Origin of the sequence: Chitinimonas sp. JJ19 (assembly GCF_036961565.1) — a bacterium.
In the GTDB taxonomy this organism is placed as follows: domain Bacteria; phylum Pseudomonadota; class Gammaproteobacteria; order Burkholderiales; family Chitinimonadaceae; genus Chitinimonas.
On record NZ_JBAMDD010000001.1, the window covers coordinates 358,793 to 383,395 of the forward strand.

Sequence of the window (24,603 nt, forward strand, 5' to 3'; positions counted from 1 at the left end):
TGCTTAGGATGGTTTGTCAGTCAGCTTGAAGCGCAGCAGCAAGGCATGCAGGTCGTCTGCACGCGCATGCAACTGATGGGCAATGGCAGAGAGTTCTTCCGAGGCTGAGGCGTTTTGCTGCGCGCCTTGTGACAGCTGACCCAGGGCCGTTTGTGTCTGTTGCAGGCTGCCGCGCTGCTCGCTGGTGTCCTGGGCAATGGCGGCAACCAGCTTGGCGGTCTCCTGGCTTTCTGGCACCAGTTCGTCCAGCACCTTGCCGGCGGATGCTGCCTGCTCCACGCTATGTTCTGCCAGCTCTCCTATCTCGCGGGCAGCCTTCTGGCTGTGCTCGGCCAGCCGGCGTACTTCACCGGCAACGACGGCAAAGCCCTTGCCCGCTGTACCGGCGCGGGCGGCCTCTATCGCGGCATTCAGGGCCAGCATATTGGTCTGGTAGGCAATCTCGTCGATAACCTTGATCCTGTCGGCTATGGCGCGGATGGCATCCAGGCTTTGCCGCACGGCATCACCCCCGCTCTGTGCTACCTCGGCGGTGCGCAGGCCGATACGAGCGGCCATCTGGGCCTGGTCATCGCTGTGCTGTGAGGTGCTGCCGATCTCGGCGATGGCTGCGCTGGTCTGCTCCAGGCTGGCAGCCTGCTCGCTGGTAGCGCTGCCTACCATGCTGGCGGCTGCCCCCACCTGGCTGGCGGCATCAGCCAGCTGCTCGGCTGATTCCCTGACCTCCAGCAGCAGGCCGTTGAGCGTCGTCTGCATGTCCTGCATGGCCGCCAGCAGGCTGGAGCCCAGTCGCTGCCCGGGCGAGCCGATCTGCTGGCTCAGGTCGCCTGCGGCGATGGCATGCGCCACCCGGGTAGCATAGGCGGGCTCGCCACCCAATAGCTGAAACAGCCAGCGACCTATCCAGACCAGCAACAGGCTGATGCCCGCCGCACCCAGCAGTGCCCACCAAAGATATTGCGTCCTGGCCGATGCCGCGCTGCCGGCGATATCCCGCCGACCCTGCTCAAGTTGCTGGTTGAAGCGGGCTTCCTCCTTGCTGACCAGTTCAAACAAACGCTGGGTCAGGGCACGGTCAACTCCGACCAGTTGTTGATCCAGCAGCTGGCCATTGAATGGCAGGGTGGGGTCCTGGGCTTGCAAGGCCTGCAGGTAGCGTGCCTCTACGCTGCGCTGGCTGCTGATCAGCTGCTGGATGGTGGCGGCCTCGCGTCCCTGGTTGCGCCAACGTTCCTCTAGTAGTGCCAGCAGCGTGCGGGTCTGCTCGCCTTCCTGCATCAGTTGGCGGCGGTAACGTTCCAGCATCTGTGGGTCGCTGCCCCTGAGCAGGATGTTTTTCCACTCCTGTACTTGTATCTTGAAGTGAACATGGGCGTTCTCGAGCAGCAGCAAGCTTTCGTTGGCGGCCAGATTGCGGGCCAGGCTGGCATCGATGGTGGCGGACAGCCCGCGCATATGCCATAGGGCGAGGGCTAGCAGGCCGCAGGCCAGCAGGCTGACACAAAGGCCAACCAGCCAGAAGCGCCGGCGTAAGGAGGGAGATTGCATAATGGCAACTGGGGCGGGAATATTTAATCAGTCTGGCAAACGCTGGCGCGAAGGCAAGGCTTTCCTGTTCTTTGCATGCATGCAACACCTTGTGACATTGCGATAGGACTTTGTGTCGGAAGGCACTGAAAAACCAGCAAAAAATTAATCCTCGCGCATGCTGATTTGATAACCAAATCGGCCGTGCAGGCAGCGGCTTACCGTACTTGTGCCGGGCAATCCTGATCCGGGTTGGCGTGGCGGCAAGCAGGGTGCCAGGAAGGACCTTCTCTGGTGCTACTTACGTAGTGCAAACAACAAAGGAGAAACGCAATGTCGTATAAGAAAATTGCATGTGTCGCTGCTGTCCTTGCCTGTGCTGCGCCGCTGGCTTCGGCGCATGACTCGGCTGCCATGGGGCAGGGCTTGCGCGTGCTGGACATGCTGGAGGAGGACAAATCTGCCGGTAATGTCTATGAGGCCCACTTTCCTTCGCTGGACTTGGCACGCAAGGCGGCCATCACCTTTCACCATGCGGTACTGGAGGCCAACTACGAGAGCGGCTACCTGGTGATGGAGCTTAACCGTGAGGACATGGGCAAGCTGCGGCAGTTTGGCTTCCGTATCAAGCCGGCCGAGCGGTTCATGTCGCAGCGCAAGCAGGTGCTGGGGCAGGTGCAGAACCTGATGCGCCAGCGCCTGACCAAAGGGCAGCCTATCGATGATGTGAACCTGTATTCGATACCCGGCTACAGCTGTTATGAGACGGTAGAGGAAACCTTTACCGCAGCGCAGGGCTTTGTGGCTAGCAAGCCTGCCCTGGCCAGCTGGAGCGATATCGGTGATTCCTGGCAGAAGAAGAATGGGCTGGGTGGTTACGATATGCGGGTGCTGAAGCTGACCAATAGTGCCGTGACGGGCAGCAAGCCCAAGCTGTTCATCAATTCGGCCATCCATGCCCGTGAATACACCACGGCACCGCTGGTGCTGGAATTCGCCCGCTGGCTGGTCAATGGCTATGGCACCAATGCGGATGCCACCTGGCTGCTGGACCACCACGAGATACATATGCTGCTGCATACCAACCCCGACGGCCGCAAGCGGGCGGAGACGGGTTTGTCCTGGCGCAAGAACACCAACCAGGCTTATTGCGGGGCGACCAGCAACAGCCGTGGGGCCGACCTGAACCGTAATTTCACCCACAGTTGGAACTCCACCGGCGGTACGGGATCCAGTGGTAGTCAATGCAACGCTACCTATCGTGGGCCTGCACCTGCCTCCGAGCCGGAGACCCAGGCGATCGAGGCCTATGTGCGCACGCTCTGGCCTGATTCGCGTGGCCCCAATGTGGGCGATGCCGCACCTGCCACCACCAGCGGTATCCACCTGGATATTCACAGCTACAGCCAACTGGTGCTATGGCCATGGGGTGATCGCTCCAGCGCTGCCCCTAATGGCACGGCCTTGCAGACGCTCGGGCGCAAATTTGCCTACTTCAATAACTACACGCCGCAGCAGTCGGTGGGTCTCTATCCCACGGACGGTACCAGCGATGCCGTCAGCTACGGTGAGCTGGGTGTGGCGGCGTATACGTTTGAGCTGGGTACATCGTTCTTCCAGAGCTGCACGTCCTACAACAGCACCATCAAACCGCAGAACCTGCAGGCTTTGATATATGCCGCCAAGGTAGTGCGTACGCCTTACATCACCCCGGCTGGGCCGGATGTGACTACGGTGGCGCTGAGCGGTACGGCGGCGACTACCGGGGTGCCGCGAGGTACCCAGGTGACCTTGACGGGTTCGGCGACGGATACCCGCTTCAATAACAGCAATGGCACCGAGGCCACCCAGAACATTGCGGCGGCCGAATATTACATCGACACCCCGCCTTGGGCGCCAGGTGCCGTGCCCTGGGCCATGACGGCTACGGACGGCAGTTTCAATGCCAAGACCGAGGGTATACGCGCCACCATCAGTACCAGCAGCCTGAGCCTGGGCAAACATATGGTGTATGTACGGTCGCGTGATGCTTCGGGTAACTGGGGGGCGGTGACCGCGACCTTCCTGCAATTGAACTGATCAGGGAGTAGTCTGGACATGCCCGCTGTGTGAACAGCGGGCATTTTTTACAGCTTGCTGGCTGCTGCTTTGCCGGGTAGCAGGGTCTCGGCTTTTTATGGCGGGATATGGATGGTGCCTGATTCCTTGACCTCTTCCATCACGGCATAGGTATGCGTCTCGCGCACACCGGGCAGGCTGAGCAGGGTGCCGGCCAGGAAATCCCGGTAAGCCTTCATGTCGCGCACCCGTGCCTTGACCAGGTAGTCGAATCCGCCTGCCACCAGGTGGCATTCCTGCACCTCTGGCCGGTCTGTCACCGCCAGCTTGAAGCGTTCGAACACCTCCGGGGTGGTGCGGTCCAGTAGCACTTCTACAAAGACCAGTAGCCCGGCGCTGAGTTTTTCCGGATTAAGGCGGGCACCGTAGCCCAGGATGTAGCCGTCGCGTGTCAGCCGCTTTACCCGCTCCAGGCAGGCGGTGGGCGACAGGCCAATTCGCTTGGCAAGGTCTACATTGGCAATGCGGCCGTCATCCTGCAGCTCGCGCAGTATTTTGCGGTCAATCCGGTCGATATCAAGGTTCAATGGTGGTTTATCCGGTGAAGAGCTATATGGCCGGATTTTATGCGGATTTATGCATTAAAAATAGTGGCACATTTGGTCGGTAGCTCAGTACGATGCGCTTCGTTCTTCTTGCCCCTTGCCAGCCAGCGAGGGGTAGCAGGGACAGGCAGCGTATCCACAAGAACGCGAGACCCACCGGTCTCCGCCCGTGCCCAAGCCGACCCGCGTACCGAGACCACGGTGCGCGGGTCTTTTCAAAGGCAGACAGGTTCCGTTTCCATGACCCCACTTTATTCCGATCTTCCCCAGAGCCTGCCCAGCTTCGCTGGCATACGCGACAATCTGTTCCGCGACGAGGCCGAGGCCATCAACAGCCTGCTGCCCTTGGCGCGGCTGGATGAGCAGGGTGAAAAGGCGGTGCATGTGCGCACCCTGTCGCTGGCCCAGGGTGTACGCCAGGCGGTGAGCAAGAATCATTTCGAGGCTTTCTTGCAGAGCTATGGCCTGGGCAGTGAAGAGGGCGTGGCGCTGATGGCGCTGGCAGAAGCCCTGCTGCGCATACCGGATACCAATACCCAGGACGTGCTGATACGCGACTTGCTGGAAAGCCGCGACTGGCGTCGCTCGCAAACGGCGACCTGGTTGGTGAGCGCCGCCAGCCGGGCGCTGCTGTTTACCGACAGCTGGATCGAGGCCAGCGAGGGCCGCCATTGGTTTGACCGGTTGTTGCGCAAGATGGGCGAGCCTGTGCTGCGCAGCGCCATGAAGGCTGGCATGAAGGTCATGGCCAACCACTTTGTGGTGGGCGAGACCATAGATGAGGCACTGGATAACGCCGACAAGCGCTGGCGCTATTCCTACGACATGCTGGGCGAAGCCGCGCTGACCAATGCCGATGCGGAAGCCTATTTCAAGGCCTACCATGAGGCCATTGCTGCCCTGGGGCGCCGCAACGATCCCGAGACCGGCTTTGCCCGGCAATCGATCTCGGTCAAGCTGTCAGCCATTCATCCCCGGTACGAGTTTGCCCAGCTGGACAGGGTGCAGAACGAGCTGTACGGCCGGCTGCTGGACCTGGCCCAGGCGGCCGCCAAGGCTGATCTGGTATTCAGCATCGATGCCGAGGAAAGCGAGCGGCTGGAGATATCGCTATGGCTGTATGAGCGCCTGCTGCGCGAACCCAGCCTGAAGGACTGGCGTGGTCTGGGCCTAGTGGTGCAGGCCTACCAGAAGCGCGCACCTTTTGTCATAGACTGGCTGGCCGAGTTGGCGGCTGATACCGGCAGGGTATTGCCCATCCGCCTGGTAAAGGGCGCTTATTGGGATAGCGAGATCAAGCGTGCCCAGCAAAATGGCCTGCCTGGCTACCCGGTCTATACCCGCAAGCACCATACCGATGTGGCTTACCTGGCCTGTGCCCGTAAGCTGCTCAAGCACGGCCCCGAGCGCTTCTATCCGCAGTTTGCCAGCCACAATGCCCAGACCTTGTCATGGATCATGGAGGCGACCCGCAATACCACGCGGCAGTTCGAGATACAGCGTTTGCATGGCATGGGTGAGGCCCTGCACACCCAGTTGCATGAGCGCGAAGGGGTGGCCAGCCGGGTGTACGCGCCGGTAGGCCGCTTCCATGCGCTGCTGCCTTACCTGGTGCGCCGCCTGCTGGAAAACGGCGCCAATTCCTCTTTCGTGCACCAGTTGGCCGATACCCGCGTGCCGCTGGAAAGCATAGCCGACAACCCGGCTCAGACCGTTGCCCGCCAGCCCGTAACGCCTGGTGTAAAGGCACCCAGCGAAGTCTTTGCCCCCCGCCGCAACAGCCAAGGATTTGCCATGACCGATATCGTCGCCCTCGAACCGCTGCGCCAACGCTTGGCTGCATTGGAAACCCAGTCGTTCACCGCTGCCGCCATTGTCGGTGGCGAACGCCGCCAGGGCACTGCTCAGGCCCGGTTCAGCCCGATAGACCTGAAGCGTCAGATAGGCACGCTGGTAGCGAGCGATGCTGCTGCGGTCGAGCAGGCCTTGAACCTGGCCGATGCGGCCCAGGATGAGTGGGCCGCCACCACGGCAGCCAGCCGTGCAAGCCTGATGGATAAGGCAGCCGACCTGTTGGAGGCCCGGCAGGATGAGTTCCTCTGGTTGCTGAGCCGTGAGGCAGGCAAGACCCTGCCCGATGCCCTGGGCGAATTGCGCGAGGCGGTGGACTACTGCCGCTTCTACGCCCACGAGGCGCGCCGCCTGATGGGTACTGCGATTGCGCTGCCGGGCGTGACGGGTGAATCGAACGAGCTGCGCCTGACCGGCCGCGGCCCCTTTATTGCCATTGCTCCCTGGAACTTCCCGCTGGCCATCTTCCTGGGCCAGGTGACGGCCGCGCTGGCTGCAGGCAACACCGTTATCGCCAAGCCTTCGCGCCGCACGCCACTGATCGGCATGCGGGCCATCGAGGCCTTGCTGGATGCCGGCGTGCCAGCCAATGTGTTGCATTACCTGCCGGGCGAGTCGGGCGGCCTGTCCGACAAGCTGCTGGGCGATCACCGTGTTGCTGGTGTGGCCTTTACTGGTTCGACCGGCGCTGCCTGGAAGATCAACCGCACCTTGGCTGGTCGGGATTCCTCCATCGCCAGCCTGATTGCCGAGACCGGCGGCCTCAATGCCATGATTGCCGACAGCTCTGCCCATGTGGAACAACTGATCATCGATGTACTGATGAGTGCCTTCAATTCGGCCGGCCAGCGCTGCTCAGCACTGCGTATCCTGCTGGTGCAGGACGATATCGCCGATCAGGTGATCAGCCGCCTGGGTCTGGCCATGCAGGAGCTGCGCATGGGTGATCCGCTGCAGCTGTCGACCGATGTCGGCCCTACCATTGATACCCTGTCGCAGCGCGACCTGAAGGCTTATTGCGACAAGCTGGCCGGTACGGCCAGATTGATTGCCACCACGCCCCTGCCGGCCGAGCTGGCTGGCGGTTGCTACTTTGCACCGCATGCCTTCGAGGTGTCGCTGGATCAACTGCCTACGGTGGAAACCTTTGGCCCGGTACTGCATGTGGCGCGCTTCAAGGGTGAAGAGTTGGCGGACGCAGTGCATCGCGTCAACAAGCTGGGTTTTGGCCTGACCATGGGCGTGCACACGCGGCTGGACAGCACGGTGGATGTGGTGCGCAAGCTGGCCAAGGTGGGCAATCTCTATATCAACCGCAACCAGATCGGCGCTGTGGTCGGTTCGCAGCCTTTCGGCGGCGAAGGCCTCTCCGGCACCGGTTTCAAGGCAGGCGGCCCACACTACCTGCTGCGCTTTGCCTGTGAACGTACCCTCACCATCAATACGGCAGCGGTGGGTGGTAATGTGAAGCTGATGGCAGGTGGCGAGGGCGAACACGCCTGATAGCTAAGTGCCACGAACAAAACCCTTCGGGCGTTGTTGTGCGAGCTTGCCGTGGCCACGTATTGTCTGCTGCGCACGCTTAGCCAGAACCAGCTACGCTGGGTGTTGTTTGCGGCGCTAAGTGATAGTCGAACCCGTAGTACCCAAGCGTTAGAAAAGCCCTAGAGGCGAATAAGGAAATAGGCGTGGTGCGCGTCCTGGTTGATCAATCAGGGCGTGCCCGCGCCTTATTTCTTCTGCTGTCGCGGCTCGCCAACCCGGCATGCATCGTTGTTTCAGGCAGCATAGCTAGTGGGCAGCGTGCATTTATATTTGGCAGGCAACGTGCTTAGGCTAGGATGAAGCATTATCCGTCGTTACTCAGGGCCGCTTCGTGTTCGATTTCAAAAGCATCAGTCTCAAGCTGAACCTGATCTTTGTCGCCATCGTCACGCTGGTGCTGGCGGCATCGGGTGCCTACAACTACCAGCAAACCCGCAAGGAACTGCTGGGGCAGCGGCAGGTGGCCATTGCCAGCATACTGGATAGGCTGTCGCTATCCCTGCCGGTAGCGGTTTGGAACTTCGATGCGACCCAGGCGGAAAGCATCGTGCGCTCCGAGATCAATCGGGGCTTTGTGCGGGGCATTGCTGTCAGCGCCGAAGACAAGGTGTTCCTGAGCCTGCGGCACGATATGGCTGGCAAGATAGAGCAGGGGGCCATCAAGCCTGCGGATGACGATGTGCGGCGTGTGGGTGACCTGCGTTATACCGCCAATGGGGCTACCCGTACCGTGGGCAAGGTGGAGCTGGTGATCTCGAATGCCGATATCGTCGAGCAGTTGAATTCCCGCATGTTGTTCATCATCGGCCAGATCGTGGTGCTGGATTTCCTCATGGTGATGGCCTTGCTGTTCACCTTGCGCCGTTACGTCATACACCCCTTGCAGAAGGTTAATACCGCCTTGTCGGCGATTGCGCAGGGGCAGCTCAAGACCAATCCGGGGGTAAACAGTCGTGATGAGATAGGCCAGTTGGCCGCTGCGGTAAGCCATATGAGCGATACGCTGGCGACCGTGATAGGCAAGGTACGCAATTCGACCGAGTTGGTCAGCGATGCTGCGGCACAGATCAGCGGCGCGGCCATGTCGCTATCGGCGTCGAGTAGCAGCCAGGCTGCCAGTGTGGAGGAAACCAGCGCCTCCATGGAGCAGGTGACTGCCTCGGTTGCGCAGAATACCGACAATGCCCGGGCTACGGATGGCATTGCCATGCAGAACGTGGAGCAGGCTGAATCGGGTGGTGATGCGGTGCGGCGCACGGTGACGGCCATGAACCAGATTGCCCAGAAGATAGGGGTGATAGACGAGATCGCCTACCAGACCAATATGCTGGCGCTGAATGCCGCCATTGAGGCTGCCCGGGCAGGCCAGCATGGCAAGGGCTTTGCTGTGGTGGCGCAGGAGGTGCGCAAGCTGGCCGAACGTAGCCAGAATGCGGCGCGTGAGATTGGTGAGCTGGCCAATGAAAGCGTGGGATTGGCCAACCAGGCCGGTGAGCTGTTTGTGGTGATGGTGCCCAGCATACGGCGCACGGCCGCGCTGGTGCAGGAAATATCGGCGGCCTCCAGCGATCAGACCAATGGTATCGAACAGATACATTCGGGTATTTCGCAGATCAGTCTCTCCATGCAATCCAATGCGGCAGCGGCCGAGGAATTGTCTGCCACGGCGACTGCCATGACAGACCAGGCAGCGGAGTTGCGCGAGATGGTGGCTTACTTCAAGACGTGATGTGCTTATCCAATCAGGCCCGTGCCCAGGCACGGGCCTTTTGCTTTTGAGGTGGAAGATGGCGGTCGCAATACAGTTCAAGCAGGTAGGCGGTCCCGAGGTGCTGAGCCTGGCCGAGGTGACCGTAGGCGAACCCGGTCCAGGTCAGGCCAGGGTCAGGCACCATGCCATCGGCCTCAATTTCATTGATACCTACCACCGCTCAGGCCTTTATCCACTGAGCCTGCCATCGGGGCTGGGCATGGAAGCGGCGGGCGTGGTGGAAGCGCTGGGCGCTGGCGTGGATTACCTTAGCGTGGGCGACCGGGTTGCCTACGCGGGCGGCCCCTTGGGTGCCTATGCGAGTGTACGCATCATGCCGGCCGACAAGCTGGTGCGCCTGCCAGACAGCATCAGCTTTGAGACAGCCGCAGCCATGATGTTGCAGGGGCTGACCGCTGAGTACCTGCTACGCCGTACCTATACGGTGCAGCCGGGTGACGCCGTGCTGATTCATGCGGCGGCCGGTGGTGTGGGGCAGATTGCTGTCCAGTGGGCCAAGGCGCTGGGGGCTTTTGTCATTGGCACGGCAGGCGGGCCGGACAAGGTAGCCTTGGCTGGCAGCCTGGGTTGCGATGTGGCGATAGACTATCGCAGCGAGGATTTCGTTGCTGCGACACGCGCAGCCACCAAGGGTTGGGGCGTGCGGGTGGTGTATGACGGCGTGGGCAAGGATACCTTCATGGGCTCGCTCGATTGCCTGGCACCACGAGGCATGATGGTGACCTATGGCAATGCTTCTGGCCCGGTGCCCGACATAGCGCCTTTGCTGCTGTCGCAAAAGGGCTCGTTGTTCCTGACGCGACCTACCCTGGGCCACTATACGGCGACCCGCGCTGAACTGGTGGCCGCCGCCGAAGCCTTGTTTGCGGTGGTGGCGGGTGGACAGGTTCGCATCCAGATTGCACAGCGCTATGCCTTGGCAGATGCCGCACAGGCCCACCGTGACCTGGAGGCCCGCAAGACAGTGGGCTCGACCATATTGTTGCCCTGAGCCAGCTACCAGCAGGTGTGCAGGTGCACGCCTGCCGTACGGCTTACTGCTTGGTAGCGGGCATCTTGATTGCACTAGTTGCTTGAGGTGCTTAATGACTCGCTCAATCGACTGTTCCTCTGCATCTCGCCAACTGTGCCGGGCTGTTGTGCCGGAGGGCCGGTACACTGTCTGACTTTGCCAACCAGGCTGTCTCACCATGTCGTCCACCCATACCGAACCGTCGCGTGCGGGCTTTGTGCTGCTATTGGCAGGGCTGGCCATGTTCGGCCCGTTCAGCATCGACACCGTGTTCCCCATGTTCCCGCAGATGCAAAGCGCGCTGCATGTCGGCCCGGTACAGATGCAGCAGACCATCAGCGTCTACCTGCTGGCCTATGCCCTGATGTCCTTGCTGCACGGCCCGCTGTCCGATGCGTTGGGACGGCGCTCGGTCGTCATGGCTGGGGTGGCTGTGTTCGTACTGGCCTCCATAGGCTGTGCCTTGTCCACTTCGATCTGGCAACTGCTGTTTTTCCGAGCCTTGCAGGGGGTGTCGGCGGGCTCGGGCCTGATAGTCGGCCGGGCCATCATACGTGATCGTTTTCACGGGCCGGAGGCGCAGCGCGTCATGTCGCGCATCACCATGGTGTTTGGCGTGGCGCCGGCTATTGCCCCCATCATAGGCGGCATCATAGGCACCCGTTTCGGCTGGGAGGCTATCTTCTGGTTCCTGGCCGTGTTTGCCCTGGTGTTGCTGGCCACCTGCTGGCGCTGGCTACCAGAGACCCATCCTAAGGAAGCGCGCCTGCCGCTGGAGCCCATCCCCCTGTTCAGCCGCTATCTCGACATGCTGCGCAACCCACGCTTTGTGTGGCTGTGCCTGTCCGGTTCGTTCAACTTCTCGGCGCTGTTCATCTATATCGCCTCGGCACCCGCCTTTGTGCTCACCCATCTCAAGCTGGGTGCCACTGATTTCGGGTACTTCTTTGTGCCGGCCATCATGGGCATGATGACGGGTGCCTATCTGTCGGGCCGCCGTGCTGGCCGCCACACCCCGGAATCAAACGTCAAACTGGCGTACGCGGTGATGTTGCTGGCCGGGCTGGGAAATGTGGTCTACTGCCTGCTGGCGCCAGCTGTTGCCTGGCCTTGGGCGGTGATACCCATCATGATCAACGGCGCTGGCATCTCACTGGCTTTCCCTACACTGACGCTGCTGGTGCTGGATATCTACCCACAGGAAAGAGGTACGGCGTCATCGTTGCAGGCCTTTATCCAGCTGACGTTCAGCGCCATTGTGGCCGGCGCGATCTCGCCTTGGCTGTCGCTGCGGCCATCTGGCCTGGCCATGGGCGCTGTGGCAGCCTCATTGCTGGGCCTGGTGGCCTGGAAGCTGGCGCAAAGGGCGGGAGTCAAGTCCTCGCCCGAGATGATGGTGGGTTGATGCGCAACATGCCCTAGGCCGACGGTTCGTCGCCCGTCTTGGGTTTGTCCCGTGGTTTGAGCGCCGCCAGACTGGCCTGCTGCAATTCCAATGCCTTGATGCTCATCTGTAGCATGCCCACCTGCATGGCCAGCCACTGCTCCACCGTGCGTAGCTCGGCTATCTTGCGCGCGCATTCCTCCTCTGTCATGGGCGGCATGAAGGCCTGCATGCCTTCCATGGGCTTGAAGAACTGCTTGAACATGGCAAACGGGTCGGGTGGGGTATGGGCTTCGCTCATGGGGGCTCCGGTTGGTTTGGCATAGCGGCGTGTTGGCCTGATTTTGCCCAAGCCTGTGACAAGGACTACAGGCACCTTGATGTGCCCAGAAGCATATAACACGACAGGCTGAAGTTCTGCGCCATTCCTAGCCAGTTAGGGCGTGGGTGCTATGCAAAATCAGTGGTTTGTATGTTGCCTGCTGCCCGGATACTTTGTATATTCGCGGCCCTGTTCGAGAGACCCTGCAGCAACGATAAGGCAGGGCGGGCAGGTAAGGGTGTAGGGAGAATATGTTTTGTCTTCGGCGTCCGCGCCGAGCGCCACCGTGGCCTTGAGCCACTCTCCACAGGATGGCGGCAGGTATGGGCAATATGCCCCTGCCGCACCTGCTCAGTAAGTTACTGCTTCCATCTCCATCACGCTGTTAGCCAGCATAGGCTGCCGGCTTTTGTACTGCATTGTTCCTGAGCCATTGCGCGAGCCCCGCTGCTGCAGGGCCGGGTAATGACCTCAAACAACCTATTTCATATCGATCAAGACCATGACACAGCAACAAATAGACCATTCCTCCCATGCGAAGCGCACCTTGAGTGTGCAAGATGACCCCGTTGTTGCATTGGCGAGCAGCCATAATGACCCCCTGTTGGGTGGCGCAGGTGACGATATCCTGACGGGCGGCGATGAAAGCGATGTGATGAGGGGGGACGATGGCAACGATACCCTGATCGGTGGTGCGGGAGCGGACTACCTGTATGGTGGTGCAGGTAACGATACCTATGTGCTCAATTGGGACTCATCCTACGATACGCTGTTCGATTCCGGTGTGGCGGGTCAGCAAAATGTCCTGCAATTTGGCCAGGGTATCAGTCCAGCACATATCCGCATTGAACGCAGGGGCCTGGATCTGATCGTGCATTATGAACGGTCCAAATCGGCTAATGGGGTAACCGTGCAGGGCTTTTACGCCGATATGAATGACCAGGTCGGCAATGGCGCTATCAGCGCATTGGTGTTTGAATCCGGCGAGCGCTATACGCTGGCCGACTTTTTGCCCACGGCACCCGTGCTGACCGGCACGATTGCTGATGTGGTGGTGGATACCAACAATGTGAACGAAGGCCAAAGCTTTAGCTGGGTGGTACCAGAAGGCTTGTTTACCACGGCTCCCGGTAGCGCACTCAGCTATAGCTTTGCGCTGGCTGATGGCAGCCCACTACCGTCCTGGCTGATTTACGATTCACACCAAGGTCGCTTGCTAGGCAATCCCTACGATGCGCAGGTGGGTGATCTGGCGATCGTAGTTACTGCAACGAATAGCGCTGGGCTGAGTACACAGACCAGCTTCCAATTGCAGGGGCGTGATATCAACGATGCGCCCAAAGCGTACGACGTATCGTTTACAGCAGTCTGCTTTGTCAACGAGCCGTTTGGCACGGGTCATGGCGGCCTTATCCGAGATCGCGATGAAGGCGACGCATTGACTTTTTCCGCCACTCTAGCTGATGGTAGCCCGCTACCGGCTTGGCTAAGTTTAACTCAAGCTGATGCGCTGACGTTTCTATTCAGTGGTACGCCTGTGGTGGAATCCGTGGGCATGCTGGATATTCTGCTGACTGCGACCGACCAGCACGGAGCCAGCGTGCAGATGCCTGTGCATCTGGAAGTGGTAGGCGCTCGCACTCCGATATTAGGGACGGAGGGTGACGACGAACTGATGGGTACTCGCCATGGCGATACCCTGCAGGGGCAGGCAGGTAACGATATGCTCTCCGGCTTAGAGGGATTCGATACTCTGATCGGTGATGCGGGCGACGATACCTTGATAGGCGGTGAATTTGTAGACTATCTATACGGTGGCGAGGGTAACGATACCTATGTGCTTAATGGTGGGGACAACTTCGATTATTTGTCAGATTCCGGTGTGGCGGGCGAGCAGAATGTCTTGCAGTTTGGTCAAGGAATCAGCGCAGCCCATATCCGTCTTGAGCGCAGTGGCCTGGATTTGATTGTGCGTTGCGAGCAGTCCCATTTGGCCAATGGGGTAGTCGTGGAGGGCTTTTACGCCGATATGAGTGACCGCGTGGGTAATGGCGCGATCAGTGCATTGGTGTTCGAAAATGGCCAGCGTCTTACCTTGGCGGACTTTGGTTTGAATGAGCTGGACCCGATTGTCAAAGGCACTGCCGGTGATGATCTGCTGGCTGGAGCGGTTATTGGCGATACGATAGAGGGTTATGCTGGTAATGACTCACTTTCTGGAAATAACGGCAACGATATCCTGATTGGTGATCTTGGGAATGACACACTCAATGGTGGCATGGATCGCGATACCTTGATTGGTGGCTTGGGAAATGACACGTATGCGCTAGGAAGATGGTCTGGCGAAGATACGGTGATCGAATCTGGCGCCGAAGGCGAACAGAATGTTCTCCAGTTTGCTCAGGGCGTCAATCCCGATCAAATCAGGCTTGAGCGCGTGGGCAACCATCTGATCGTTCATTACGATCAATCGAAGGTAACCAGCGCAGTGACGCTGCAGGACTACTACACGACTGCGCAAGATAGCGTAGGCAAGGGCTATATCAGCGAGCTGGTGTTTGATACCGGGCGCTACACCCTTAGCCATTTCGGTCTGGAAGCACTCAGCACGTCAACAGTAGGCACCGATGGCAATGATGTGTTGTCGGGTTCCAATTCGAATGACACGCTGGAAGGCCATGCCGGTAACGATACGCTGGTGGGTAAGGCCGGTAACGACACCTTGAACGGTGGTCTGGGTGATGACACCTATGAGCTGTATTCCGGCTCGGGTCACGATACGGTGATCGAATCCGGTGTGGCGGGTGAGCAGAATATCCTCAAGTTCGGCCCCGGCACTCATCCGGCCAACCTGCGGTTGGAGCGTGTCGGCAACAGCCTGGTCGTTCACTACGATCAGTCCAAGGTGGCCAACTCGGTCACGCTGCAGGATTACTACACTGGCGCCGACGATAGTTCGGGCAAGGGCTATATCAGCCAACTGGTGTTTGAATCGGGCGAGCGCTATACACTGGCTGACTTTCTGCCCCAGGCACCGGTGCTGACCGGCACGATTGCTGATGTGGTGGTGGATACCAACAATGTGAACGAAGGGCAAAGCTTTAGCTGGGTGGTGCCAGAAGGCTTGTTTACCAAGGCTCCCGGTACCGCACTCAGCTATAGCTTTGCGCTGGCTGATGGCAACCCACTACCGTCCTGGCTGACTTACGATTCACACCAAGGCCGTTTGCTAGGCAATCCTTACGATGTACAGGTGGGCGATCTGGCGATAGTGCTTACAGTGACGAATAGCCTTGGGCTGAGCACACAGACCAGCTTTCAATTGCAGGGGCGCGATATCAACGATGCGCCTACAGCGTACGACGCATCGTTGACAGCGGTTTGCTTTGTCAACGAGCCCTTTGGCACGGGTTATGGTGGCTATTTTCGAGATCGTGATGAAGGCGATGCATTGACCTATTCCGCCACTCTGGTCGATGGTAGCCCGCTACCGGCTTGGCTTAGCTTTACTCAAACTGATGCCTTGACGTTCCAATTCAATGGTACGCCTGCGGTGGAATCCGTGGGCATGCTGGATATCGTGGTGACCGCGACCGATAAGCAGGGTGCCAGTTTGCAGCGATTGATGCAGCTGGAAGTGGTGGGCGTGCGCACGCCCATTATCGGGACGGAGGGTAACGACAACCTATCGGGTACTCGCCATGGCGATACTCTGCAAGGCAATGCGGGCAACGATACCTTGATCGGTGGTGAGGACTACGACCACCTGCACGGTGGCGAGGGTAGCGATACCTATGTGCTCAATTGGGATTCATCCCACGATACCCTGTTCGATACCGGTAGGGCGGGCGAGCAGAATATCCTGCAGTTTGGCCTGGGGATCAGCCCAACGAATATCCGCCTTGAGCGCAAGGGCCTGGATTTGGTGGTGCATTACGAGCAGTCCAAATCGGCCAATTCGGTAACCGTGCAGGGCTTCTACACGGATATGAATGACCGCGTGGGTAATGGCGCGATCAGTGCATTGGTGTTCGAAAATGGCCAACGCCTTACCTTGGCGGACTTTGGTTTGGATGCGCTGGACCCCGCGATAAAGGGAACGGCTGACCACGATTGGTTGTCTGGGAGCTTAAACGACGACAAGATAGAGGGTTATGACGGTAATGACGCACTTTATGGGAGTAGCGGCAACGATATTCTGATTGGCGATCTTGGCAATGACACACTCAATGGCGGCATGGATCGCGATACCTTGATCGGTGGCTTGGGTAATGACACCTATGAATTGGGTGCTTGGACTGGCGAAGATACGGTGATTGAGTCTGGCGCCGAAGGTGAGCAGAATATTCTCCAGTTTGCTCAGGGCGTTAATCCCGATCAAATCCGGCTTGAGCGCGTAGATAACCATCTGATTGTTCATTACGATCAGTCCAAGGCTGCCAACTCGGTGACGCTGCAGGACTACTACACCAGTGCACAAGATAGCGTAGGCAAGGGCTATATCACCGAGCTGGTGTTTGATACTGGGCGCTATACCCTTAGCCATTTCGGTCTGGAAGCACTCAGCACAGCCATTGCCGGCACCGATGGCAATGATGTGTTGTCGGGTTTCAATTCGAACGACACGCTGGAAGGCCATGCCGGTAACGATACGCTGGTGGGTAAGGCGGGCAACGACACTTTGAACGGTGGTCTGGGTGACGACACCTATGAGCTGTATTCCGGTTCTGGTCACGATACGGTGATCGAATCAGGGGTGGCGGGTGAGCAGAATATCCTCAAGTTCGGCCCAGGTACCCATCCGGCCCACCTGCGGTTGGAGCGTGTGGGCAACAGTCTGGTTGTTCACTACGATCAGTCCAAGGTGGCCAACTCGGTGACGCTGCAGGATTACTATGCCGGTGCTGATGACAGTACAGGCAAGGCTTATATCAGCGCATTGGTGTTTGAATCAGGCGAGCGCTATACGCTGGCTGATTTCCTGCCCAAGGCCCCCGAATTGAACGGCACCATCGCCGATGTGGTGGTAGATACCAACAATATTGACCAGGGTGACAGCTTTATCTGGGCTGTGCCACAAGGCTTGTTCAGCACCAAGCCCGGTAGCTATCTTAGCTATAGCTTTGCGCTGGCTGATGGTAGCCCCCTTCCGTCTTGGCTGACTTACGAGCCTGGCCAGGCGTATTTGCGAGGCAATCCTTACCAAGCCCAGGTGGGTGACCTTACGATAGTGCTCACTGCGACAGATAGCAGCGGACTGAGCACCCAAACCAGCTTTCAACTGCAGGGTCGTGAGATCAACGATACCCCAAGCCTATTTGTACTTCCCGCAATCCCGGCTTTCTTCGCTGGTGAATTTTCTAGCTATGGGCCAGGCTGCGCTTTCGATATCGATGTAGGCGATATGATCACCTACACAGCCACACTGGCGGACGGCAGCACGCTGCCTTCCTGGCTCAATTTTGGTCAATCTGATCCAAAAGGCACTACGGGATTCCAACTCTCGGGTATACCGACAGGGGATTTTGTCGGCATGCTGGATATCTTGGTGACTGCAACGGATATACAGGGCGCCAGTGTGCAGCAGCTTATGCAGGTGGAGGTGACAGGAGTGCGGACGCCGATTGTGGGGACCGATGGTAACGACGATCTATCGGGAACCCGTCACGGCGATACCTTGCAGGGTAATGCGGGTAACGACCAGCTGTCTGGCTTGTCGGAGCGCGATACCCTGATCGGGGGAGCGGGCAACGACACCCTGATTGGTGGTGATTCTGACGACCACCTTGACGGCGGCGAGGGTAACGATACCTATGTGTTCAACAAGGGTTTTTCCCGCGATACCTTGATCGATTCGGGTGCTGAGGGGCAGCTGAATGTGCTGCAGTTCGGTGAAGGCATCAGCCCGGCGCATATCAGGCTTGAGCGCAAGGGATTGGATCTGATTGTTCATTTTGAGCAGTCCAAATCTGCCGATGCGATTACTGTACAAGGCTTTTATGCGGATATGAATGACCTGGTAGGTAAGGGTGCCATCAGTGAATTGGTGTTTGAGAATGGTGAGCGCTACACCCTGGCTGACTTTGGACTGAACGCATTAGACCCGGTAATCAAGGGTACGGCCGGTGATGATCAACTGTCGGGTGAGAGTATTGACGACAAGATAGAGGGTTATGCCGGTAATGACGCACTTTATGGGAATAGCGGCAACGATATTCTGATCGGTGAGCTTGGCAATGACACACTCAATGGTGGCATGGATCGCGATACCCTGATAGGTGGCTTGGGTGACGATACTTATGAATTAGGTAATTGGGCTGGTCATGATACGGTGATCGAGTCAGGCGTTGAGGGCGAACAAAACATTCTCCAGTTTGCTCAGGGCATCCGTCCTGACCAGATCAGGCTGGAACGCGTGGGCAACCATCTGGTCGTTCATTACGATCAGTCCAAGGCTGCCAACTCGGTGACGCTGCAGGACTATTACACTAGTGCGCAAGATAGCGTAGGCAAGGGCTATATCAGCGAGCTGGTGTTTGATAACGGGCGCTATACCCTTAGCCATTTCGGCCTGGAAGCACTTAGCACAGCCATTGCCGGCACCGATGGCAATGATGTGTTGTCTGGTTTCAATTCAAACGACACGCTGGAAGGCCATGCCGGCAACGATACGCTGGCGGGTAAGGCCGGTAACGACACCTTGAACGGCGGTCTAGGCGATGACACCTATGAGCTGTATTCCGGTTCGGGTCACGATACGGTGATCGAATCCGGCGCGGCGGGTGAGCAGAATGTCCTCAGGTTTGGCCCTGGCACCCATCCGGCCCATCTGCGGTTGGAGCGTGTGGGCAACAGTCTGGTCGTTCACTACGATCAGTCCAAGGTGGCCAACTCGGTGACGCTGCAGGATTACTACCATGGCGTGGATGACAAGATCGGCAAGGGCCTGATAGGCGCCGTGCAGTTTGATGGCACGGGTGAAACGTTTGCCTTCAGCCATTTCCTCAGCCAGCTTAACCAGGCGCCTGTGGTGGCGGGGGAAGTCGTTGATCAGTTGGCGACAGCCGAGAGCCTCTTTAGCTGGCAGCTTCCTGCTGGCCTGTTTGCGGATGCGGATGGCGACAAGCTGGCGTACACCGTGTCGCAGGCCGATGGCAGCGCACTACCGGACTGGCTGAAATTTGATGCCACTACGGGTTTGCTGAGCGGCACACCCGTCAATAGTCAGGCTGGTGTGCTGGCGCTGCGTGTGACGGCGACGGACCCTGGCAACTTGAGCACGCATCTTGATTTTGCGCTGCAAGTGCGGGCCATCAACCATGCACCCGAGGCGGTTGGGGCGTTGGAAAAGCAAACCACGCGTGTCGGTCAGCCGTTTGAGTTCTATTTGCCGGAAGGTATGTTCCGCGATGTGGATAGCGAGGCAGGTGATAGCCTGACATTGAGCTTTACCCTGGCAGACGGCAGCCCCTTGCCGGCCTGGCTAAGCTTTGATGCGGCTACCCGCAAACTGTCCGGCATCCCTGGTGCGGCCAGTGTGGGCGAGTTGCAGCTTGTGGTCGTGGCGCAAGATACGGCGGGCGCCAGTGCAAAACTGGGCTTGGGCCTGACTGTTACTGCGCCAGCTGGCACCGTGCTGACTGGTGGTACGGGCGCCGATAATCTGCAGGGTACCGCCGGGGCAGACAGCCTGAGCGGCATGGCGGGTAACGACAAGCTGTACGGCAACGACGGTAACGATACCTTGCGTGGTGATGCCGGCAACGACCTGCTGGATGGCGGTGAAGGTGACAACCTGCTGGACGGCGGCGATGGCAATGACAAGCTCTACGGCGGCAGCGGTCATGAAACCCTGTTGGGTGGGGTGGGTAACGACCAACTGTATGGTTGGTCGGGTAACGACCAGCTTGATGGCGGCTTGGGTAATGACACCCTGACTGGCGACGAAGGCCACGATCTGCTGCAAGGCGGCGCAGGCCGTGACGAGCTGTTTGGCGGTGTTGGCAATGACACCCTGATCAGCGGTGCAGGGGCAGACTGGCTGGAAGGGGGGCAGGGCGACGATACCTATCGCTTCCTGCGCGGAGATGGTTTTGATGTCATTACCGAGCTGGCAGGCGAGGGGAGCGATACGATCCACTTTGGCGCTGGTATTGCCGCCAACCAGCTGAAGGTGAGCCGCGCTGGCAACGATCTGGAAGTCCGCCTGGTCGGGTCTGGCGATGGTATGACAATACGCGGCTGGTTTGCTGCCGAGGGCAACCGCGTGGAGCAGTTCCTGTTCGACGACGGCCAAGTGCTGACGGCCAGCCAGCTGGAAGCCTTGCTGCCTGCTGCCAAGCTATCGGCGAGGACACAGGCGCAACCGGTCGAATCGTTCGGGCCTATCGTACTGCCATCGGCAGGTGTGGATGGCCGGGACTTCCAGCGCCCGGCGCCGCTGCACGATACGGAGATAGTTGGCCGTAGCGATGCGGGTGTTGCCCAGCAAGTCAGCTCGCTGGTTGACGCCATGGCGAGCTTTGCACCGAGCAGCATGGGTAATCTGGCGGCGAGTATGCCAACCCAGGAGATCTATACCCCGCTTCTGACCAAGCCGCGCTAGTAAGTTGTATTGGTGCGACAAGGACGGGCCGTGAGAGCGGCCCGTTTGTTTTTGCCAAGGCTGGTGCGAGTTTGAGAGTAATCTAATAAAAATCAGTAATTTACTGATTGCCATCGGCAGTGAATTTTTGTATATTCCGCGCCTTTCGCCCGAGCTAACCCTGTTCGGGTAGTGGTTTTTGAAAGGTGATTCATTGACAAGCGGTGACTTATTTGGTTTAGAGCGGCAGGCGCGTGGTGCTGAGCGCTCTGCAGGGGGAATGCGGGTACTTTTCCTGCACCAGAACTTCCCAGGACAGTTCCGGCATCTGGCGCGCGCCATGGCCGCCGACCCAGCCAACCAGGTCATCGCCCTAGGCCAGCAGAAAGCCCCCGGCATGCCCGGCGTGCGTATGCTGCGCTACCAGCCCAAGCGGCAAGCCCACCCCAGTACCCATCGCTACCTGCACGGCATGGAAAACGCCGTCCTGGCGGGCCAGGCGGTGGCCGAAGTGCTGGCCCAACTCAAGCGGCAGGGCTTCAGCCCCGATGTGGTTATCGCCCACCCAGGCTGGGGCGAAGCGCTCTACGTCAAGGACATCTACCCAGAGGCCCGCGTCATCCACTTCTGCGAGTATTACTACCACGCCGAAGGAGCCGATGCCGGCTTTGACCCGGCTTTCCCCCTCAGCCTGGACGACCGCGCCCGCATACGCAGCCGCAACGCACTACACCTGCTCAATCTCGAGCAATGCGACCTCGCCGTGGCCCCCACTGCCTGGCAGAAATCACTGCACCCCCAGGCCTACCACGACAAGATTCAGGTTATCCACGAAGGCGTGGATACCGATGTCGCCAAGCCCGACTCCGATGCCCGCTTCACCCTGCCTGATGGCCGGGTACTCAGCCGGCACGACAAGATCATTACCTACGTTGCCCGCAACCTCGAACCCTATCGAGGTTACCCCCAGTTCATCCATGCCCTGGCACAACTGCAGCGGCAGCGCGGCGATGTGCATGCACTGATCGTGGGTGGCGACGACGTCAGCTACGGCAGCAAGCCCAAGGACGCCGCCAACTGGCGCACCAAGCTGGCCGCCGAAGTGGCGCTCGACCCCAGCCGCACCCACCACCTGGGCAAGCTGCCCTACCAGGACTATCTCAAGGTACTGCAGATCAGCAGTGCCCATGCCTACCTCACCTACCCGTTTGTACTGAGCTGGTCCCTGCTGGAAGCCATGGCCGTCGGCTGCTGCGTGGTGGGTTCCCACACTGCACCGGTAGCCGAAGTGCTGCGGCATGGCGAGAACGGCTGGCTGGTGGACTTCTTCGACCGCGACGCGCTTGTCGATCAGCTGCAAACCGTATTGGACGACCCCCAGGCCCAAATAGCCCTGCGTCACCAAGCCCGTGCCGAGGTGGTGGCGGGGTATGGGATAGGGGCGGGGAATGCGGCTTGGTTGGGGTTGCTGGCATGACACAGGTGGCCGAAGTATCTATCGCCTGACGGGTAACGCGACCACTACTGATTGGCTAACCGCAGCATGCTAGGCACCAAGTAAGTCAACCATTCCTGGTTTTAGACTTGGGGCGACCGCTGCTGGAATAGCCGGACGAATAACCGAACATTGAATTTAAATCTAACAGGAATAAGCAAGCATGACCGATAAGACTGTTCTGTCCGCCTTTGACATTTTTAAATATGCCAACCTGCAAATGGCTGCGGAGGCTGTTTTTAACTCTGATGCCAATAAAAACGCCAATGTAGTGCCGGGTGCAGTGTATTCTGGTGATCTAAGCGTGGATTATTTAAAGGCGGGCAATCGACATGCCAGCCGATTTACAGCGACGCAGGCCGAGGAATTTAGTAAAGAATGGACCGTGGTTGAGCACAAGGCAAATACCGCTACGGGCTTTTCAGGAACGTTATTTAAGAATAAAGATGGCGAACTGGTTATGAGCTTCCGTAGTACGGAGTTCATGGACGATGCCGCGCGTGATAATTTGGCAAGCAATACATTGGAAATCAGTGAGTACGGTTGGGCACTGGGTCAGATCGCGGATATGGTGGATTGGTATGAGTCGGTTAAAAGTAAGATTGATAGGCCACTCACGGTAACGGGTTATAGTTTGGGTGGTCATCTTGCTACGGCTTTTAACTTGATGTACGCGAATGAAGGGCGCATCGGGCATGGTGTAATCGCAAAGGTGGTTACTTTCAATGGTGCTGGCGTCGGGGGCATGCATGGTGAAGAAGCCGTGAATGGTGATCATCTAAAAGATATGGTAGCTAGTTTCAATTCATTAAGAAAACAGTCGCAGTATTTTTCTAGTGCTTCGGCTTGGAACTCTGTGCTTGCAGCGGAGAGCTTTGCCAAGCTGGATGCTGAGATTAAAAAAATAGTGCAGTCGGATTCGGCTGACTTTTCTGCTGCCGATCTTTGGCTTAAGGCAATTAATTTAATACCTGACCCGGATTCAGATTTTCTTATGCTTAAGGAAGCATATGCTAGGGTGAAGAGTATTGCTGAAGAGGCGATTAGGGTACGTAATTTATCGGCGGGATCGGCTGGGGGCAGTGGTGCGCCAAGCACCCCTGCGGATATACCACTGCGTAATATAGAGGCTGTTAGCCTTAGTTATCAGCTTGCTTATTTGACTGTGGCAAAAAAATATGAAATTGAGGCGGCCAGCTACTTTCAAGGTACTCGGGCGATGCTGGGTGCGCGATTCTACGGCGCTGGTCAACCATTTTCTAATCAATTTGATGTCCAAGGTGTTGAAACATCAGGGTCTGCTGAGTTTATGGTGTCGAACTCACAGTACCGCTATGGCTCACCAGTAGGCGTATTTATTGAAGATCAACCGTTGGTTCGCGGTGATGCCCCTTGGGAATCTGCGCAAGCTTCTTGGAAACATGGAGAGGTGAAGCTGCTTGTTAATAACTATAATCTGAATGACTTTGGTGATAATCATAGTCTGGTTTTGATAATTGATTCTCTTAAGGTTCAAACGACAATACTGAGTCTTTTCCCAAAGGATAAAAGAGACATTGCTCAAGCCGATTTGCACAATGCCCTGCTACAGGCCTCTTACAAGCAGTCCATTACGGCAATTAATGATGGTGATGGCCAGGGGCTTGCAGAGGGGGATGTACTAGAAAATATTGTGAATGGACTGGCGCAGTATTGCTTTGGTCTTGTGTTGTCAGAAAACCTGCTCAATGGTAATTCTAATGGCAATACCTGGGCTGATATTAGACCTCAAGGGGCGGTCAAGGGGGAGTATACGGATCGTGAGGATTTACATGAGTTATTGAAGGACATAGTTAACTCCGATCAATACAAGGCTATGGTGGGGAAGGTTGAGCTGGGTGATGTCACGGCAGAAAATGCTCGGTCGGATTTCGGTGCTTTCATAGCCCTGTTGACGCTTAGCCCAATTGCATTGATGTTTGGCCAGGGAAATCCTATTGGTGGTGTGTGGGATAATATCTATTCACTTTGGCAAGCGGATCAGGCAGCCATTCGCTCTGGTCTGGTGGCGTCGTTGAATTTCTCCAACGAATTCGTGGAGGATCGCGCCGACTTTTTATCGAGAAAGAATTGGTTTAATTGGAAAAATTATGCTCCGGATCAACTTAATGCTGAGCATAACGATAATTCATATTCTCCATGGGATATGGTTCACCCTTATGTTACTGAGTCGGCACTGTACTTTGATCAGCAATCGGATTATTTGATATCTCAAGGTGCTGGTGCACCAAGCGACAAGAAACAGTACTACTTTGGCAGCGAGAAAGCAGATGTTCATTTGGCGAATAATTATGGTGCCCATCTCTATGGGATGGGTGGAAATGATGCACTGAAAGGGGGGGGGGGCGCTGATCATATTGAGGGTGGGAGTGGCAATGACGCACTCGACGGTGGCGCCGGCAACGATTCG

General features: G+C 58.0%; 11 protein-coding genes and 1 pseudogene. 8 read left to right on the forward strand and 4 right to left on the reverse strand.

All coding sequences use genetic code 11. The features are described from left to right. Positions 1-3: 3 nt before the first annotated feature. Complete coding sequence (locus V7714_RS01635) at positions 4-1,548, reverse strand: methyl-accepting chemotaxis protein (RefSeq protein WP_335387514.1); 1,545 nt, start codon at positions 1,546-1,548, stop codon at positions 4-6. Positions 1,549-1,860: 312 nt separating this feature from the next. Here V7714_RS01635 and V7714_RS01640 point away from each other — a divergent pair, with 312 nt between their 5' ends. Continuing rightward, positions 1,861-3,606 carry a M14 family metallopeptidase gene (locus tag V7714_RS01640; protein WP_335387515.1) on the forward strand — a complete coding sequence of 582 codons (1,746 nt, stop codon included), beginning with the start codon at positions 1,861-1,863 and terminating at the stop codon, positions 3,604-3,606. Positions 3,607-3,701: 95 nt separating this feature from the next. Here the strand turns inward: V7714_RS01640 and V7714_RS01645 are convergent, their stop codons facing one another. Continuing rightward, positions 3,702-4,172: an Lrp/AsnC ligand binding domain-containing protein gene (locus tag V7714_RS01645; RefSeq protein ID WP_290332683.1), complete on the reverse strand. Its 471-nt coding sequence runs from the start codon at positions 4,170-4,172 to the stop codon at positions 3,702-3,704. Between the two features lie 258 nt (positions 4,173-4,430). On the opposite strand from V7714_RS01645, the gene putA reads away from it, so the two are divergent. From putA to V7714_RS01665, 4 genes are all read left to right on the forward strand, one after another. After that, the gene (gene putA, locus V7714_RS01650; protein WP_335387516.1) at positions 4,431-7,544 is read left to right on the forward strand and encodes a bifunctional proline dehydrogenase/L-glutamate gamma-semialdehyde dehydrogenase PutA; all 3,114 of its coding nucleotides are present in this window, start codon (positions 4,431-4,433) and stop codon (positions 7,542-7,544) included. A 373-nt stretch (positions 7,545-7,917) separates the two neighbouring features. Beyond that, the gene (locus tag V7714_RS01655) at positions 7,918-9,315 is read left to right on the forward strand and encodes a methyl-accepting chemotaxis protein (protein WP_335387517.1); all 1,398 of its coding nucleotides are present in this window, start codon (positions 7,918-7,920) and stop codon (positions 9,313-9,315) included. A 58-nt stretch (positions 9,316-9,373) separates the two neighbouring features. Beyond that, entirely contained in the window at positions 9,374-10,348 is a 975-nt protein-coding gene (locus V7714_RS01660; RefSeq protein ID WP_335387518.1) for a quinone oxidoreductase family protein, read from the forward strand. Positions 10,349-10,547: 199 nt separating this feature from the next. Continuing rightward, entirely contained in the window at positions 10,548-11,774 is a 1,227-nt protein-coding gene (locus V7714_RS01665; RefSeq protein WP_335387519.1) for a multidrug effflux MFS transporter, read from the forward strand. A gap of 13 nt (positions 11,775-11,787) precedes the next feature. On the opposite strand, the gene V7714_RS01670 is transcribed toward V7714_RS01665, so the two are convergent. Beyond that, complete coding sequence (locus tag V7714_RS01670; RefSeq protein ID WP_335387520.1) at positions 11,788-12,054, reverse strand: PhaM family polyhydroxyalkanoate granule multifunctional regulatory protein; 267 nt, start codon at positions 12,052-12,054, stop codon at positions 11,788-11,790. Between the two features lie 523 nt (positions 12,055-12,577). On the opposite strand from V7714_RS01670, the gene V7714_RS01675 reads away from it, so the two are divergent. Next, positions 12,578-20,680, forward strand: coding sequence for a putative Ig domain-containing protein (locus tag V7714_RS01675; RefSeq protein ID WP_335387521.1), 8,103 nt, complete (start codon positions 12,578-12,580; stop codon positions 20,678-20,680). 259 nt (positions 20,681-20,939) lie between these two features. Beyond that, on the forward strand, positions 20,940-22,136 hold the full coding sequence (locus tag V7714_RS01680) for a glycosyltransferase family 4 protein (RefSeq protein ID WP_335387522.1): 1,197 nt from the start codon (positions 20,940-20,942) through the stop codon (positions 22,134-22,136). Positions 22,137-22,584: 448 nt separating this feature from the next. On the opposite strand, the gene V7714_RS01685 is transcribed toward V7714_RS01680, so the two are convergent. Next, positions 22,585-22,932, reverse strand: coding sequence for a hypothetical protein (locus V7714_RS01685; RefSeq protein ID WP_335387523.1), 348 nt, complete (start codon positions 22,930-22,932; stop codon positions 22,585-22,587). Positions 22,933-24,504: 1,572 nt separating this feature from the next. Here V7714_RS01685 and V7714_RS20590 point away from each other — a divergent pair. Then, positions 24,505-24,591: pseudogene (locus V7714_RS20590) on the forward strand (calcium-binding protein); the annotation flags it as partial. Positions 24,592-24,603 lie beyond the last annotated feature (12 nt).

What these genes read in the sequence shown, in the direction of transcription:
- V7714_RS01670 (WP_335387520.1), bottom strand. Translation starts at nt 12,054, where the DNA reads ATGAGCGAAGCCCATACCCCACCCGACCCGTTTGCCATGTTCAAGCAG.
- V7714_RS01665 (WP_335387519.1), top strand. Translation starts at nt 10,548, where the DNA reads ATGTCGTCCACCCATACCGAACCGTCGCGTGCGGGCTTTGTGCTGCTA.
- putA (WP_335387516.1), top strand. Translation starts at nt 4,431, where the DNA reads ATGACCCCACTTTATTCCGATCTTCCCCAGAGCCTGCCCAGCTTCGCT.
- V7714_RS01640 (WP_335387515.1), top strand. Translation starts at nt 1,861, where the DNA reads ATGTCGTATAAGAAAATTGCATGTGTCGCTGCTGTCCTTGCCTGTGCT.
- V7714_RS01680 (WP_335387522.1), top strand. Translation starts at nt 20,940, where the DNA reads ATGCGGGTACTTTTCCTGCACCAGAACTTCCCAGGACAGTTCCGGCAT.
- V7714_RS01675 (WP_335387521.1), top strand. Translation starts at nt 12,578, where the DNA reads ATGACACAGCAACAAATAGACCATTCCTCCCATGCGAAGCGCACCTTG.
- V7714_RS01685 (WP_335387523.1), bottom strand. Translation starts at nt 22,932, where the DNA reads ATGATCACCATTCACGGCTTCTTCACCATGCATGCCCCCGACGCCAGC.
- V7714_RS01635 (WP_335387514.1), bottom strand. Translation starts at nt 1,548, where the DNA reads ATGCAATCTCCCTCCTTACGCCGGCGCTTCTGGCTGGTTGGCCTTTGT.
- V7714_RS01660 (WP_335387518.1), top strand. Translation starts at nt 9,374, where the DNA reads ATGGCGGTCGCAATACAGTTCAAGCAGGTAGGCGGTCCCGAGGTGCTG.